This window comes from Janibacter melonis (genome assembly GCF_020567375.1).
Lineage (GTDB): Bacteria > Actinomycetota > Actinomycetes > Actinomycetales > Dermatophilaceae > Marihabitans > Marihabitans melonis.
This window is the reverse complement of sequence record NZ_JAJBZM010000002.1, coordinates 987,295-1,001,135: the sequence shown is the minus strand read 5'-3', so window position 1 is coordinate 1,001,135 and position 13,841 is coordinate 987,295. Positions and strand designations below refer to the sequence as shown.

16 protein-coding genes are annotated in these 13,841 nt (G+C 72.0%); 9 read left to right on the top strand and 7 right to left on the bottom strand.

Features of this window, described 5'->3' with window-relative positions; genetic code table 11:
* Positions 1 to 94 precede the first annotated feature (94 nt).
* Positions 95 to 658 (bottom strand): alkyl hydroperoxide reductase subunit C, encoded by a 564-nt coding sequence (ahpC, locus tag LIV55_RS11015; RefSeq protein ID WP_068271642.1) that lies wholly within the window; start codon positions 656 to 658, stop codon positions 95 to 97.
* A gap of 314 nt (positions 659 to 972) precedes the next feature.
* On the opposite strand from ahpC, the gene LIV55_RS11010 reads away from it, so the two are divergent.
* Both LIV55_RS11010 and LIV55_RS11005 read left to right on the top strand, forming a co-directional pair.
* Positions 973 to 2,190, top strand: coding sequence for a trypsin-like serine protease (locus LIV55_RS11010; protein ID WP_229300210.1), 1,218 nt, complete (start codon positions 973 to 975; stop codon positions 2,188 to 2,190).
* Positions 2,191 to 2,265: 75 nt separating this feature from the next.
* Positions 2,266 to 2,475, top strand: a complete 210-nt coding sequence (locus tag LIV55_RS11005; RefSeq protein ID WP_123092550.1) for a hypervirulence associated TUDOR domain-containing protein — start codon at positions 2,266 to 2,268, stop codon at positions 2,473 to 2,475.
* A gap of 83 nt (positions 2,476 to 2,558) precedes the next feature.
* Here LIV55_RS11005 and LIV55_RS11000 read toward each other — a convergent pair whose 3' ends face one another.
* Positions 2,559 to 3,398 (bottom strand): hypothetical protein, encoded by an 840-nt coding sequence (locus LIV55_RS11000; RefSeq protein ID WP_229300209.1) that lies wholly within the window; start codon positions 3,396 to 3,398, stop codon positions 2,559 to 2,561.
* Between the two features lie 92 nt (positions 3,399 to 3,490).
* Here LIV55_RS11000 and LIV55_RS10995 point away from each other — a divergent pair, with 92 nt between their 5' ends.
* The 6 genes from LIV55_RS10995 to LIV55_RS10970 are packed head-to-tail and all read left to right on the top strand — an operon-like array spanning position 3,491 to position 7,780.
* Complete coding sequence (locus LIV55_RS10995) at positions 3,491 to 4,216, top strand: hypothetical protein (protein WP_229300208.1); 726 nt, start codon at positions 3,491 to 3,493, stop codon at positions 4,214 to 4,216.
* Positions 4,213 to 4,935: a hypothetical protein gene (locus tag LIV55_RS10990; protein WP_191564577.1), complete on the top strand. Its 723-nt coding sequence runs from the start codon at positions 4,213 to 4,215 to the stop codon at positions 4,933 to 4,935. The genes LIV55_RS10995 and LIV55_RS10990 overlap by 4 nt, the downstream gene beginning before the upstream one ends.
* Positions 4,935 to 5,657, top strand: a complete 723-nt coding sequence (locus LIV55_RS10985; RefSeq protein WP_191564576.1) for a hypothetical protein — start codon at positions 4,935 to 4,937, stop codon at positions 5,655 to 5,657. Before LIV55_RS10990 ends, LIV55_RS10985 begins: the two co-directional genes overlap by 1 nt.
* Position 5,658: 1 nt before the next feature.
* Positions 5,659 to 6,360: a hypothetical protein gene (locus LIV55_RS10980; protein WP_123092555.1), complete on the top strand. Its 702-nt coding sequence runs from the start codon at positions 5,659 to 5,661 to the stop codon at positions 6,358 to 6,360.
* Positions 6,357 to 7,094: a DUF5642 family protein gene (locus LIV55_RS10975; RefSeq protein ID WP_229300207.1), complete on the top strand. Its 738-nt coding sequence runs from the start codon at positions 6,357 to 6,359 to the stop codon at positions 7,092 to 7,094. The genes LIV55_RS10980 and LIV55_RS10975 overlap by 4 nt, the downstream gene beginning before the upstream one ends.
* Positions 7,091 to 7,780 carry a hypothetical protein gene (locus LIV55_RS10970; protein ID WP_229300206.1) on the top strand — a complete coding sequence of 230 codons (690 nt, stop codon included), beginning with the start codon at positions 7,091 to 7,093 and terminating at the stop codon, positions 7,778 to 7,780. Before LIV55_RS10975 ends, LIV55_RS10970 begins: the two co-directional genes overlap by 4 nt.
* Before the next feature lie 28 nt (positions 7,781 to 7,808).
* Here the strand turns inward: LIV55_RS10970 and LIV55_RS10965 are convergent, their stop codons facing one another.
* The 5 genes from LIV55_RS10965 to LIV55_RS10945 all read right to left on the bottom strand — a co-directional run bounded on the left by LIV55_RS10965 (position 7,809) and on the right by LIV55_RS10945 (position 12,815).
* Positions 7,809 to 8,753, bottom strand: coding sequence for an N-acetylglucosamine-6-phosphate deacetylase (locus LIV55_RS10965; protein ID WP_229300205.1), 945 nt, complete (start codon positions 8,751 to 8,753; stop codon positions 7,809 to 7,811).
* On the bottom strand, positions 8,750 to 9,586 hold the full coding sequence (locus LIV55_RS10960) for a carbohydrate ABC transporter permease (protein WP_123092559.1): 837 nt from the start codon (positions 9,584 to 9,586) through the stop codon (positions 8,750 to 8,752). Before LIV55_RS10960 ends, LIV55_RS10965 begins: the two co-directional genes overlap by 4 nt.
* Positions 9,583 to 10,500 carry a carbohydrate ABC transporter permease gene (locus tag LIV55_RS10955; RefSeq protein WP_123092560.1) on the bottom strand — a complete coding sequence of 306 codons (918 nt, stop codon included), beginning with the start codon at positions 10,498 to 10,500 and terminating at the stop codon, positions 9,583 to 9,585. The genes LIV55_RS10960 and LIV55_RS10955 overlap by 4 nt, the downstream gene beginning before the upstream one ends.
* Positions 10,497 to 11,756: an extracellular solute-binding protein gene (locus tag LIV55_RS10950; RefSeq protein WP_224766997.1), complete on the bottom strand. Its 1,260-nt coding sequence runs from the start codon at positions 11,754 to 11,756 to the stop codon at positions 10,497 to 10,499. The genes LIV55_RS10955 and LIV55_RS10950 overlap by 4 nt, the downstream gene beginning before the upstream one ends.
* A 180-nt stretch (positions 11,757 to 11,936) precedes the next feature.
* Positions 11,937 to 12,815 carry a DeoR/GlpR family DNA-binding transcription regulator gene (locus LIV55_RS10945; protein WP_229300204.1) on the bottom strand — a complete coding sequence of 293 codons (879 nt, stop codon included), beginning with the start codon at positions 12,813 to 12,815 and terminating at the stop codon, positions 11,937 to 11,939.
* A gap of 112 nt (positions 12,816 to 12,927) precedes the next feature.
* Here LIV55_RS10945 and LIV55_RS10940 point away from each other — a divergent pair, with 112 nt between their 5' ends.
* The gene (locus tag LIV55_RS10940) at positions 12,928 to 13,833 is read left to right on the top strand and encodes an SIS domain-containing protein (RefSeq protein ID WP_229300203.1); all 906 of its coding nucleotides are present in this window, start codon (positions 12,928 to 12,930) and stop codon (positions 13,831 to 13,833) included.
* Positions 13,834 to 13,841 lie beyond the last annotated feature (8 nt).

Sequence of the window (13,841 nt, the reverse complement as noted above, 5' to 3'; positions counted from 1 at the left end):
GGTGGTGCGAAGGGGGGTGCAGCGGCGCCGTGGCCACGGCCCGGGGACCTCAGGGGTGGTCCCCGGGCCGGGGCACGGCGTCAGGAGGGGTGGATCAGATCTTGCCGACGAGGTCCAGGCCCGGGGTGAGGGTGTCAGCACCCTCCTCCCACTTGGCGGGGCAGACCTGGCCCGGGTTGTTGCGCACGTACTGGGCGGCCTTGACCTTGCGGACGAGCTCGGAGGCGTTGCGGCCGATGCCCTCGGCGGTGACCTCGGCGAACTGGATGACGCCGTCCGGGTCGACGAGGAAGGTGCCACGGTTGGCCAGGCCCTCGTCCTCGCGGAGGATCTCGAAGCCGCGGGAGATGCGGCCGGTCGGGTCGCCGAGCATCGGGTAGCCGATCTTGCCGATGGTCTCGGAGGTCTCGTGCCACGCCTTGTGCGTGAAGTGCGTGTCGGTGGAGACCGAGAAGACCTCGACCCCGAGGCCCTTCAGCTCGTCGTAGTAGTCCGCGAGGTCGCCGAGCTCGGTCGGGCACACGAAGGTGAAGTCGGCCGGGTAGAAGAAGAAGATCGCCCACTTGCCAGCGATGTCCTGGCTGGAGAAGTCCTTGAACTCACCGTTGACGTAGCCGGTGGCCTCGAAGGGCTTGACCTGGGTGTTGATCAGCGACATGCGAATGTGCTCCTGACGATGGGGGGTGAGGGGGTGGACCCTGTCCGGATCCGTTCCTTCTTTGGAACGATTCCAGACTAGGTGATTCGTCTCGGGCGGTGCAAGTCAGGGGGTGGTCAGGTGCCCACCCCGTGGACACCCCCGTCAGACCACGGCAGGTGCTGCCCCAGGTCAAGACCTGTTCCGCCAGGTACGGATCGGGTCAGGCGCACTACCGCCGGGCCCGGGGGGCCGCCAGAGTTCGGGGCGCCGCGGCACCCCCTTCGTCCGCGGCTCCCGGCCGGGACCCGGCCACGACACCAGGAGAACCACCGATGTCGATCCGCCTGTCGCACACCCCCCGCCCGCTGGGCCGCGCCGCTCTCGCCCTCGCCGCCACCGCGGCCCTGGGTCTGACCGCGCTGCCCACGACGCAGGCCGCCCCCACGGCCGTCGAGGCACCCACCACGCCGTCCGCCCCCTTCCCCGGCGCCGAGGAGGACGTCCTCGTCGACTTCGTCATGGCGCGCGACGGCGTGAGCCGCGCGAAGGCGCAGTCCTACCTCGACGCCAAGCACGAGCGTCAGGCCGCGATGCGGGCGCTGGAGAAGCGGGGCGTCGACGTCGACGGCGCGTACTTCAAGGGCGAGCGGCTCGTCGTCGTCGTGGGCTCCGACGCGGACGCCTCGGCCGCCCGCACGGCGGGGCTCGTCCCCTCGCGGGCCGCCGGCCAGAGCGAGCTCGACGCCCGCGCCGCGACGATCCTGCGCGGTCTCGGCTCGGCCAAGGACGAGATCTCGAGCATCGGCTCGGACGTCACGACGGGCACGGTCTCGGTGCGCCTGGCCCCCGGCGCGAGCGCTGCGGTGCGCCGTCAGCTGGCCGCGACGCCCGGCGTGACCGTCACCCAGGGCGACACCCTGTCGACCCAGGCGGACGTCTACCCCGGCCGGATCATGGATCTCGTGCCGGGCACGAACTGCTCGCTGGGCTACCCGGGCAAGACCGCGAGCGGCAACAACGTGCTGCTCACGGCCGGTCACTGCGTCGAGGGTCTGCCCGACATCTACGACGCCAACGGCACCCACATCGGCAAGGGCACGAGCTCGCGCTTCCGCACCGGCTCCTCCAGCGTCGACATGGGCCTCATGGACATCGACTCCGAGGACCGCGGCGTGCCGCAGGTCGACAGCCGCGGGCACTCGGGCTACTACGCCGTCAAGGGCATGAGCAAGAACGCCGTCGGCACCGAGATCTGCAAGGCGGGCAACACCACCGGCTGGACCTGCGGGACGATCACGGCCTACAACCGCACCGTCAACTACGGCGGCACCGTGACCTCCGGCCTCGCCGAGGCGAGCGTGTGCACCGAGGGCGGCGACTCCGGCGGCGCCTACATCGGCGTCGGCAACCTCGCCCAGGGCATGACCTCCGGCGGTCCCGTCGGGGTGGACTGCGGCTACAACCGCGGCTACAGCGCCGGGTCGTACAGCTTCTACCAGCCCGTCGTCGACGCGGCGAGCTACTACGGGGTGACCATCGACCGGATGTGAGGCCGTCGCGAAGGGGGCGGACCGGGGGGTACCCGGGTCGCCCCCTTCGGCGTCGTCGATGGGCACGATGAGCCCATGAGCGACTACTCGACAGGCGACGAGGTCAGCTGGAAGACCTCGCAGGGCACCACCCACGGCACCGTCGTGGAGAAGAAGACGAAGGACTTCCAGCACGACGGGCAGAAGTTCACCGCGAGCGCGGACGAGCCGGCCTACGTCGTGAAGTCCGAGAAGACCGGCGCCACCGCGGCGCACAAGGGCAGCGCGCTGACGAAGAGGTCCTGACCCGCACAGGGTGAGCGCGAATCGCCGTGACGTCGCCGACGTAGCGGCGATTCGCGCTCACCGGGAGCCGACGGGGGCGGGAGCTAGTGGCGGCCGGGGGCGGCGAAGAGGGCGGCAGCGGCAGCGCCGGCCTTCGCGTCGCGGATGTCGGACCCCACGGCGGCGACCTGGGCGGCGGTGGCCTTGCTGCCGGAGCGCACGAGCGCGCGGGCAGCGGACTTCGCGGTGGCCGGGCGGTCGGCGACGCCGGTGTTGGCCATGAGGACCATCTCGTCGACGACCTGGCGCTCGGTGCGCAGGACGAAGTTGAGCGAGGTGATGCCGCTCGCGCGCTCGGAGACCCCCGCGACCTGACGCCACCGGCCGGCCTCGAACCCGCAGACGTAGTGGACCGCCGTCGCGGGGTCGATCGGCTGCAGCCCGACGGCCCACCACGACGGGGCGCCGGCGAGCATCGCGGCGCGGGCCTCGCGCTCCTCCGCCGCGGGCCGCACCCGCTCCGGCTGGGCCGAGCCGACCATCACCGCCCGTCCGTCGGCGAAGCGGGTGAGGAAGCCCCACTGCCCGAACATGTCCTCGTAGAGCCAGTCGCCGTCGTCCGCCGACGGGCCCCCGTCGGAGGAGAACTCGCCCCCGACCCAGACCGCGGCGTAGGCGGCCCACCGGCCGGCGAGGTCGTCCAGCGCCGGCAGGTCCACCCGCTCGAGCCGGCCCGAGGCGGCCGTGGAGGTCGTCGTGGAGCTCGACCTGGGGCTCGGCGTCGAACTGCCCGACGACGCCGACCCGGGGCCCGACGGCGTGGGGGTGGACGCGCTGCCGGAGCGCTGCAGCGGCTCCGGCTCGCCCGCGCACGCGGCGAGCGGCGCGAGCGCGCCGGCGAGCAGGAGGGAGCGTCGGTCCCACGTCGTGGTGCGCTCGCGCATACGGGCTCGTCCCCCCTTCGTCGTCTCGTCCTCCCCGCAGGATAGGCACGCGCCCGGCCCCCGTCGCCCGGAGCCACGTATCGTGGGCCGCGATGAGCGCAACGGCACGGGGTCTCGTGCGGGCAGGGGTGAGCGCGGCAGCCGTCCTGTCCGTGTCCGCCTGCATGCCCGGGGGCGGCTCGTCGTCGAGCTCGACGAGCGCGGCACCGCCGCCCGCGACCTCCTCCGCCGCCGAGACCCAGCCCGAGATCACCAAGCCCGAGCAGCGCAAGCTCACCCCCGCCCAGGTGCGCAAGGCCCTGCCGCCGGCGAAGGAGATCGGCGACGGGTGGGTCGACAACCGCGTCGTGCCCAGCACGATCTCCTACGACCCGACGAGCTGCGGCGACCTCTTCCTCCAGGGCGAGCAGGCCAAGGCCTTCGCGAAGGAGCACCGCGTCGCCGAGGCCAAGCACGACTACGTCACCGACGGGACCGACGCCGACTACCTCGCCGTCTTTGTCTACTCCTTCGACGAGCCGGTGCCCGTCTCGCTGCTCACCGTCGCCGGCGACGCGATGGGCCGCTGCTCGACCTACGACCTCGTCTACAGCGACGGCCAGACCCAGAGCCAGGAGACCCGCGGGCTGCAGGTGCCCGCCGTCGGCGACCGCAGCATGGGGCTGGCCACCGTGAGCGGCAGCGGCTCGACGCTCAACCGGGTCACCGTGCTCTCCGGCCACAGCTATGTCGTCGTCAACTACGTCGGTGACCGATCCGACCCCGGCCCGCTCCTGCGGGACGTCGCCCGGACCACCCTGAAGAGGATGTCGTCATGAGGACACCCGTCGTCGCGGCCACCGCCGCCCTGCTCCTGCTCACGACCGCCTGCGGCGGCGAGGACTCCCCCACCCCGGAGCCGACGAGCTCGACGCCCACCCTGTCCTCGCTCGACGACGAGCAGGTCCAGCGCTACCTGCCCGGCGAGGGCCAGGTGCCCGGCCAGTGGGTCGCCTCCGACGGCGACCCCGACGCCGCCGACGAGCTGACGACGCTGCCGAAGGTCTGCAGCGACATGCTCCTGTCCGGCCGGGTCGGCGAGGACCTGCGCACCGAGCGCACGGGTGCTGCCCGGCGCATCTTCCTGCCCGGCGAGGACGACGGCGGGATCGGCGTGAAGATCACGAGCTATCGCACCGCGGTGCCCGACGAGGTCTTCACCTCGATGGGCGACGCGCTCGAGCAGTGCGGCGAGTACCAGCAGGTGACGGAGAGGGGCTCGACGACCTACCTCGCCGAGGCCTCCACCGGTCCCACCTACGGCGACCGCACCTTCCGCGTACGGATGCGCGAGAAGGGCACCGACAAGGTCGTCGAGCGCGTCTTCTTCAGCGTCGGTTCCGCGATCGTCCAGGTCATCGAGACGCACGAGGGCGGCGACTCGGTGCGCACCGGCGGTCTCGAGACCGCGGCGAAGGCCACCGAGTCCAACCTGCGCGACGGCCCCCGCGAGGCGAGCGGCTCGCAGGAGTCCTCGAGCGTCTCGCCGGGCTTCTGATGAGCTGTCGCGCCTCTCTGGCACTGGGCACCGCCGCGCTCGTCCTCGCGGCGAGCGGTTGCGTGGGCCCCTTCGCCCCCGAGCCCGAGGCGCCGAGCACGACGCAGGACCCCGGCGGCCGTCAGCTCGACGAGGCCGCCGCCGAGCTCGCCCTGCCGATCGTCGGCGACCTGCCGCCCGAGATCACCATCGACAGCCGACCCGCCTCCGAGGTCGCCGAGCAGCGCACCGAGCCCGACGGGTGCCTCGACGCCAACTTCGCCGGCCCGGCGCGCAAGGCCCTCGACGAGCGCGAGGTCGTCGACGTGACGCGCTCCTACACGCACGCGACGAAGTTCGGCTCCGCGAGCGTGACGATCCGCAGCTACGACACCGAGGTGCCCGACTCGCTTTTCACCGCGGCCGGCAGCGCCGTCGGGCGGTGCTCGCCGATGAAGCGCTTCACGACCTTCGAGGGCGAGGACGAGGACGAGGTCGTCGACACCGTGACGATCGAGGGCCTCGGGGTGCCCCAGGTCGGCGAGCGCACGTACTCGACCCGCTTCTCCATCACCGACAGCACCGAGGCGCCGAGCAAGGGCGGGGTCGCGGACTACCTCGCCTTCAAGCGCGGCCACACCCTGGTCACCGTCGTCTACTACGTCGCGCCCTCCTCGGAGCGGGTCGACGGGCTGACGAGCACCCTGGCCGGCATCGTCGACCGCAACCTCACGCAGGGCTGACATGTCTCGTCGCGCGCTCGTGGTCGCCGCCGCCGCCCTCGTGGCGGCGGGGTGCTCCCCCTTCGCCTCCGACGACCCGACGAGCGCGCCGACCACCTCCGCCGCGTCCTCGAGCACCCCGCAGGACCGCCTGCACCAGGTGTACTCGCGCGGTGAGCTCGAGGCCGCCCGGCCCGCCCCGGAGGACCTCGGGCAGGGGTGGGGGCCGCGCGGGGACGCGACGATCGGCGAGATCGACGACGTCGAGAACGTCGACCCTCCCGAGTGCGCCGCGATGATCCTGCGCGGACCCGCGTGGCAGGAGGCGCAGGGCTCTGTCGCCGGACGGACGAGCGAGAACTACACGAAGGGGGACCAGCTCGCCTTCGTCGAGCTGCGCAGCTTCGAGCAGCCCTTCCCCTCGGGGCCCTTCGACGAGGCCGGCGCCGCGCTGGGGCGCTGCGCGACGTGGACCTACGACGGCGCCGACTACGAGACGACGCCGCTGACGATGGAGACCTTCGGCGACCGGTCCTTCGCCGTGCGCCACCACATCACCGGCGTCTCCGGGCGGCCCGACTCCTACATCGACACCCTGCGCTTCTCCGTCGGTCATACCTACGTCGTCGTCGCGGCGTCCTCGACCGACCCGAGCACGCCCGACACCGAGGCGCTGCGCCAGGGCGCCCGCTCGATCCTCACCTCGCTCGAGGAGACGTCATGACCACCCGTCCTGTGCGCGGCACCGCCGCGATCGCCGTCGCCTCGCTCCTGCTCGCCGGGTGCGGGTCCCTCCCCTTCGTCGGTGGCGGCGAGGACTCACCCTCGCCGACGACGACCCCGCCCCGGCAGGTCGAGCCCTACGTCCTCGACGACGAGCAGGCGGCGCGGACGATCCCCGAGCCGCTGCCCGGGTGGGACCGCAGCCAGGTCGACGACACCCCGACGCGGTGGCGCAAGACCGACCCGGCCGAGTGCATCGACGTCCTCCTGCTCGGGCAGCCCCGCCGCGACGCGAAGGCGATGCAGAGCGGGCGCGCCGAGGCGGGGGCGACGACGGGGTCCGGCGAGTCGCTGCGCGTCCTCGGCATCACCGTCGAGAGCCACGAGCAGCCGCTCGACCCGGCGCTGCTCGACCGGGCGGAGCAGGCGCTGCCGCAGTGCTCGGCCTTCGCCTTCTACGGCGAGCAGGCCGGTGCCCAGCTCGACGAGAGGATCTCGGCCGAGCCCCTGGAGGTCGAGCCGGTCGGCCAGCAGTCCCTGGGGATCCGCAAGAGCCTGCAGTCCAGCGCCGCCGGCGGCGAGCAGAAGACGTACTACCTCGACACGCTCGCGGTGCGCGACGGCAACACCTTCGTCGTCGTCACGCTCACCCACACCGACCCCGGCACCGACCTGTCGCCGCTGCGCACGACGGCCCAGGAGGTCATCGCCGCGGTGCCCGAGGCGGCCCGGTGACCCACCGCTCGCGCGTGGCCGTCGCCGCGCTGGCGCTCGTCGCGCTCGCCGGGTGCTCCGGCCAGGACGAGCCCGTCGCCGCGCCGTCGACGACCCCCGCCCCGACGTCGAGCACGAGCAGCGCGACGACCGAGCTCTCCCCCGAGCAGCGCGAGCTCACCGCCCAGCAGGTGCGCGTCGTGCTGCCGCAGGTGCAGGACCTGCCCGGCAGCTGGCGCGAGGTCGACGTGCGCGACACGAGCCGGCTCACCGCCGAGCCGCCGGAGTGCCTCGACCTCTACCTGCGGGGCGAGGCGGCCCAAGGGCTGCGGGACGACCATCTGGGCGTCGCGAGCGCGGCCGCCTTCACCAGCGGCGAGCGGCGGCTCGAGGTCTCGTTGCTGACCTTCGACGAGGTCGTGCCGCAGACGGTGCTCGAGCAGGCCGGTCAGGTCGTCGGCCCGTGCAGCACGCACATGGTCGACCTGGGCGACGGACCGTCGGACGTGGCGGTCAGCGGTCTGCCCGTCGACGAGGTCGGCGACCAGTCCCTCGGGCTGACGACGACCACCGGCGGACGGCCCGAGCAGCGCCTCCTCGTGCGCTCGGGCCACACCCTGCTCGTCGTCGTGCACCGAGGTGACGTCGACGACCCGGGCGCGCTGCTCCACGACGTCGCGCGGGGGATGCTCGACCGGGTGGGTTGAGCCCGAGATCGGCCGGTCGGGCCGCGGCTCAGAGGCGCAGCGCGGCCGCAGGGGTGCGGGTCGCGCTCGTGCGCGCGTCCTGCTCGTCGACCCCGGCGACGTCGACCGCCCAGCGCACGCAGCGCTCGAGCGTCGAGGTGCTGCCCGCGATCGAGCCCTCCCCCTCCTCGACGACGAGACGTGCGACGCCGTCGCGCACCCGCACCGGCAGCGTGCCGAGGAGGTGGTCGCCGTCGCCCAGACCCGTCGCCGACATCGCGTCGCTGACGAGCACGACCCGGTCCGGCCCGAGGGTCTCGAAGACCATCCGCACGACCTCGGGCGCGACGTGCACGCCGTCGGCGATGACCTCGACGAGGCACTCGTCGGCGGCCGCCGCGGACATCGCGGCGGCCACCGGTCCGCCGGAGCGGTGGTGGAAGGCCGGCATGCCGTTGAAGAGATGGGTGACCAGGCCGGGTGCGCCGAGCGTGTCGGCGACGAGCCCGAGCGCCGCGCGCACCTGCGCGGCGGGGGCGTCGGTGTGACCGACCGCCGGCACGACGCCGTGCTCGACGAGGGTGCGGACGAAGGGGGCGAGCCCCCCGCTCGTGCGCTCGGGGGCGAAGGTCCAGTGCTTGATCGCGCCGGGGGCGCCGGCGTCTGCGGCGACCCCGACGAGCCGCTCGACGAGCGCCGGGTCGGCGTCGCGGAGCACGTGCGGGTCGTGCGCCCCGCGGCGCACGGTCGACAGGAAGGGCCCCTCGCAGTGGATCCCGCGGATCGCCGAGCTGCGGGGATCCTCCTTCGTCATCGCCGCGGCGACGACCCCCACCTGGCGGGCCATCTCGTCGGGCGTGCCCGAGACGAGGCTCGCGACGACCCCGCCGTCGTGGTGCGCGGCGGCGGCGAGAGTGCCCTCCACGGTGCCGCCCAAGGGCTCCCCGACGGCGCCGTGGACATGGATGTCGAGCACGTCGCCGTGCGGGCTCACTTCACGCTGCCGGCGGTGAGGCCGCCGACGAGGTGCCGCTCGATGATCGCGAAGAGGATGACGACCGGGACGACGGCGATGACCGAGGCCGCGAAGAGCTGGTCCCAGTTCTGCTCGTAGCCGGTGATGTAGGAGCGCATGCCGACCGTCAGCGGTTTCTTGTCGTCGTCGATCATCAGGGTGAGGGCGACGACGTACTCGTTCCACGCGGCGATGAAGGTGAAGATCGTCGCCGTCACCAGACCCGGGCGGGTGAGCGGGAGCATGACGCGCCACAGCACCTGCATGCGGGTCGCGCCGTCGAGCAGCGCCGCCTCCTCGACCTCGGTCGGGATCGAGGAGAAGAAGCCGTGGAGGATCCACACGGCGAAGGCGAGGTTGAAGCCGGCGTTGGTGAGGATGAGCGCGCCGTAGGTGTTGACCATGTTGAGCTCGAAGAACTGGCGGTAGAGGCCGACGACGAGCGCGGTCGGGCTGAACATCTGGGTGACGAGCACGACGACGAGGAAGATCATCCGCCCGCGGAAGCGGTAGCGGGCCGTCATGTACGCCGCGGGCACCGCGACGAGGACGACGAGGACGGTCGAACCGATCGCGACGACCAGGCTGGTCTGCAGCCACGCCCGGAAGCGCTCGTCGCCGAGGACCTGGGCGTAGGTGTCCCACTGCCACACCCGCGGCAGGAAGCTCGGCGGGGTCGTCTTGACGTCGCGGCTCGTGCGCAAGGAGTCGAGCACCATGACGACGTAGGGCAGGAGGAAGACGATCGCGACCGCGGCGCCCGCGAGGGTGAGCGGGAGACGACGGCGCGGCGTGGTGGCCTGGACGCTCATCGGGTCTCCTCCTTCCAGCTGACGACCTTCATGTAGATCGCGATGACGACGAGGATGAGGATGACGTTGAAGATGCCCGCGGCCGCGGACATGCCCACGTCCTTCTCCTGGCTCTTGAAGGCGAGCTTGTACATGAAGGTGATCGTCGTGTCGTGCGCGTACCCGGGGTTGCGGTCGTTGAGCGTGTAGACGATCGGGAAGCTGTTGAAGACGTAGATGACGTTGAGGACGCTCGCGACGAGCAGCGCCGGCTTGAGCAGCGGCAGGGTGACATGGCGGTAGCGCTGCCACGGGCTCGCGCCGTCGACGGTCGCGGCCTCCATGACGTCGTCCGGGATCGCGTTGAGGCCCGCGATGAAGACGAAGATCGTGAAGGGGAGCGAGACGAAGACGCCGACGACGATCATCGACGCGAGCGTGAGCCGGTCGTCGCCGAGGAAGTCGATCGAGGTGTCGATGATCCCCACCGAGCGCAGCAGGTGGTTGATCATCCCGTAGTTGTAGTCGTAGAGCAGGACGAAGAGCTGGCTGGTGATGACGAGCGAGGCCGCCCACGGCACGATGACGGCCCACCGCACGAAGCGGCGCCCGGGGAAGTCCTTGACGAGCAGCTGCGCGAGCGCCAGCGAGATGACGATCGTCAGCGCGACGACGACGACGACCCAGACGAGGGTGTTCTTGAGCACCACGCCGAGGGCCGGGTGGTCGAGGACCTTGGTGTAGTTGCTCCACCCGGCGTCACCGGTGCGCAGACCGGTGATCGAGTACTCGCCGCGGCTGGCGCTCACGAGCATGATCGCCGGGAAGAGCACGATGCCGAGGATCAGCGCCGTCGCCGGCGCCAGCCAGAGCCAGGCCTGCGCCGAGCTGACCTGACCGACCTGCCGGCGACGGCGCCGTCCTCGGGTGGTCACTGCTGGGACTCGGCGGTCTTCTGGAGCTCGTCGAGCACGGCCTTCGGGTCGCCGTCGGCGGACACGGCGCCGCCGAGGTTCTGCTGGACCGCGAGCTTGACCTTGTCCCACGTCGGGTCGTCGGTCGGGGTGAGCTGCGCGTTGGGCAGGGTGTCGAGGTAGACCTTGAGGTCCTCGTCGTCGGCGAACTCCTCGACGCCGGACTTGGTCACGGGCAGGAAGCCCTCCTTCTCGATGAAGGTGTTGACCTGGTCGGGCTGGTAGTACAGCTCGTAGAACTTCTTCACCGCGTCCTCGTTGCCGTCCTTCTTGAAGGCCATGAGGTAGTCGGTGACGCCGAAGGTCTTCGAGTCCGTGCCGTCGTTGCTCGGGAAGGGCGCGGCCTCGTAGTCGACCTTGTCCTCCTCGTCGAGCTGGGCGGCGAGCGGGCTGAAGCCGACGACCATGCCGGCCTTGCCGGAGGCGAAGAGGTCGAAGGCGTCCGCGCGGTTGGTCTTGCCGGGGTTGTTCTGGGTGACCTTGTCGTCGGTCATCTTCTTGAGGAAGCTCAGCGTCTCGACGTTCTTGTCGGAGTTGATCGTCCAGCCGGAGTCGTCCTTCCACGTGCCGCCGTTGTTGAACAGCCACATGGAGAACTCGCCCTGGCTCTCCTCCGGGCCGAGCGGCAGGGCGTAGCCCGCGGTGCCGTCGCCCAGGGCGGAGACCTTCTTCGCGTCCTCGGCGAGCTCGTCCCACGTCTTCGGCGGGGCGTCGATGCCGGCCTTGTCGAAGAGGTCCTTGTTGTAGAAGAGCGCGCGGGCGCTGGAGAGGTCGGGGAAGCCGTAGAACTTGTCCTCGTAGGTCCCGTACTTGACGAAGGTGTCGAGGATGTCGCCCTGGACCTCGTCGCTGAGCACCTCGTCGGCGCTGTAGAGCAGGTCGTCCTTCGCGTAGCTCGCGTACGCGTTGAGGTTGAGGATGTCCGGCGCCTGGTTGTTCTGGATCATCGTCGAGGACTGCTGGTCGATGTTGTCCCAGCTGATGATCTGGACCTCGAGGTCGTAGCCGGTCTCGTCCTTGTACTTCTTGGCGAAGTCGTCCCAGAACGCCTTCGTGTTGTCCTTCGAGTACTCGGCCGCGACGAGCTTGATCGACGTCGCCTTCTCGCCGTCCCCGCCGCCGCCGTCGGCGCTCCCCGCACCGGTACCGCCGCCGCAGGCGGCCAGTCCGAGCGTGCCGGCGGTCAGCGCCGCCAGGACCAGTGACTTCTTCGTCATGACTCTCCCTTGTCGACGGCGGCCGACGTGCCGGACCCGCCCTCAGGTGAGAGGCTGCGGGCGGCAGAGCGGGCGTGGTGCTCGCCTCGCCGGTCGCGCTATGGGGGACAACCTAGGCCTGGCATGCACTCTGCGCAAGGACGTTCGTGCGTGCTCGTGTCACGAAACGCGCACGGTCGATCACACGATGTGGACCTGCACACCGACCGCCGTCATCGCCTGCAGCTGCTTCTCCGCGGCCGCGACGCCCTCGCCCTCCGGGCGGGTCGTCACGAGGTGGGTGATCTGGGCGGCGCCGCAGATCGAGGCGAAGCCGCGCGTGCCGAGCTTGGCGGAGGTGGTGACGACGACGACCTCGCCGGCCCGGGCGATCATGCCGCGGATGAGGGCGGCCTCGTCCTCGAGGTCGCAGGTCGCCCCCTCGCGCACGGTGAGGCCCGTGACCCCGACGACGGCCGTGTCGAGCCACAGCTGCTCGAGCGCCTGCATCGCGATCGGCCCGGTCGTCTCGAAGGACTCCGGTCGGGCGACCCCGCCCAGGCTCACGCACCGCACGTGCTGGCGGAGCACCGCCTCGGCGGCGATGTTGAGGGCATTGGTGACGATGCTCAGGCCCGGGGCCGCGAGCAGCTCCTCGCGCGCGGTGAGGGCGCGGGCGACCGCGGTCGTCGTCGTGCCGCCGTTGAGGCCGACGACCTGGCCGGGCCGCACGAGCTCGGCGACCTTCGCGCCGATCCGGGCGAGGGACTCGTCGCCCTGGCTGGAGCGGTAGCGGTAGGGCAGCTCGTAGGCGATCGAGGCGGCGACGACGCCGCCGTGCTGGCGGGTGACGAGCTGGCGTCGGGCGAGCTCGGCGAAGTCGCGGCGCACCGTCGCCTCGCTCACCCCGAGCCGCTCGGCGGTCTCGCTCACCCCGAGGCGGCCGGTCGTCGCGAGCAGGTCGAGCATCGCCGACCAGCGGCCCGATCGGGTGGCCGGCGGCGTGCCCGAGGGCGCGTCGGGCAGGGCGGTGCCGGCGCCGGGGCCCGGACGGTGGCGCGGCACTGCGTCGTCTGCCATGGTCAGATGGTAGCGGCAGTGGACGTGCGCGCTTGTGCGCGGTTAGGCTGATAACTGAGCATCAGCGATCAGCACGGTGGATCGCGCCGACCGACGCCTCAGGAGCTGCACCATGACCGATCCCCGTACCCACCTGGCCCGCGAGGTCGAGGGGCAGCCGCAGGACTGGGAGCGGACCGCCGCTCGGCTGCCGGAGGTGGCCGACCTCCTCCCCCGCCCGGGCGAGCGCGTCGCGACGATCGGGTGCGGCACATCGTGGTTCATGGGCCAGGCCTACGCCGCACGGCGCGAGGAGCTCGGGCAAGGCCTCACCGACGCGTGGGCGGCCAGCGAGCACCGTCTCGACCGCGGTTACGACCGGGTCGTCGTCATCTGCCGCTCGGGCACGACGACCGAGGTGGCCGAGGTCGTCGAGCAGCTGCGCGCCGCCGGCACCCCCCACGTCAGCCTCGTCGCGACGCCAGGCACGCCCGTCTTCGAACGCTCGGAGTCGACGATCTCGATGGCGGACGTCGACGAGCAGTCCGTCGTGCAGACCCGCTTCGCCACCTCGACCCTCGCCCTGCTGCGCGCGAGCCTGGGCGACGACCTCTCCCGCGCCATCTCCGACGCCCGCGAGGTGCTCGCCCAGGACGTCGCCGACCTCGGCCCGCTGCTCACCGCCGAGCAGGTGACCTTCCTCGGGCAGGGCTGGACGGTCGGCCTGGCCCACGAGGCAGCCCTGAAGCTGCGCGAGTCCGCGCAGTTCTGGGCCGAGTCCTACCCGGCCATGGAGTACCGCCACGGCCCGATCAGCATCGCGACGGGCGGCCGCGCCGTCTGGGGCATCGGCGACCTGCCGCAGGGCCTGGCCGAGCAGGTCGCGGCGACCGGTGCGCACGTCGAGCACCGCGACCTCGACCCCATGGCCGAGCTCGTGCGCGTGCACCGGCTGTGCATGGCGCGCGCCGAGGCCCTGGGCGTCGACCCGGACCAGCCGCGCCACCTCACCCGCTCGATCGTCCTCGACGAGAGCTGACCGCCGCG

Coding starts and splice junctions, on each gene's coding strand:
- LIV55_RS11005 (WP_123092550.1), top strand. CDS start 2,266: ATGAGCGACTACTCGACAGGCGACGAGGTCAGCTGGAAGACCTCGCAG.
- LIV55_RS10980 (WP_123092555.1), top strand. CDS start 5,659: ATGTCTCGTCGCGCGCTCGTGGTCGCCGCCGCCGCCCTCGTGGCGGCG.
- LIV55_RS10975 (WP_229300207.1), top strand. CDS start 6,357: ATGACCACCCGTCCTGTGCGCGGCACCGCCGCGATCGCCGTCGCCTCG.
- LIV55_RS10940 (WP_229300203.1), top strand. CDS start 12,928: ATGACCGATCCCCGTACCCACCTGGCCCGCGAGGTCGAGGGGCAGCCG.
- LIV55_RS11000 (WP_229300209.1), bottom strand. CDS start 3,398: ATGCGCGAGCGCACCACGACGTGGGACCGACGCTCCCTCCTGCTCGCC.
- ahpC (WP_068271642.1), bottom strand. CDS start 658: ATGTCGCTGATCAACACCCAGGTCAAGCCCTTCGAGGCCACCGGCTAC.
- LIV55_RS10995 (WP_229300208.1), top strand. CDS start 3,491: ATGAGCGCAACGGCACGGGGTCTCGTGCGGGCAGGGGTGAGCGCGGCA.
- LIV55_RS10945 (WP_229300204.1), bottom strand. CDS start 12,815: ATGGCAGACGACGCAGTGCCGCGCCACCGTCCGGGCCCCGGCGCCGGC.
- LIV55_RS10985 (WP_191564576.1), top strand. CDS start 4,935: ATGAGCTGTCGCGCCTCTCTGGCACTGGGCACCGCCGCGCTCGTCCTC.
- LIV55_RS10960 (WP_123092559.1), bottom strand. CDS start 9,586: ATGAGCGTCCAGGCCACCACGCCGCGCCGTCGTCTCCCGCTCACCCTC.
- LIV55_RS10990 (WP_191564577.1), top strand. CDS start 4,213: ATGAGGACACCCGTCGTCGCGGCCACCGCCGCCCTGCTCCTGCTCACG.
- LIV55_RS10950 (WP_224766997.1), bottom strand. CDS start 11,756: ATGACGAAGAAGTCACTGGTCCTGGCGGCGCTGACCGCCGGCACGCTC.
- LIV55_RS11010 (WP_229300210.1), top strand. CDS start 973: ATGTCGATCCGCCTGTCGCACACCCCCCGCCCGCTGGGCCGCGCCGCT.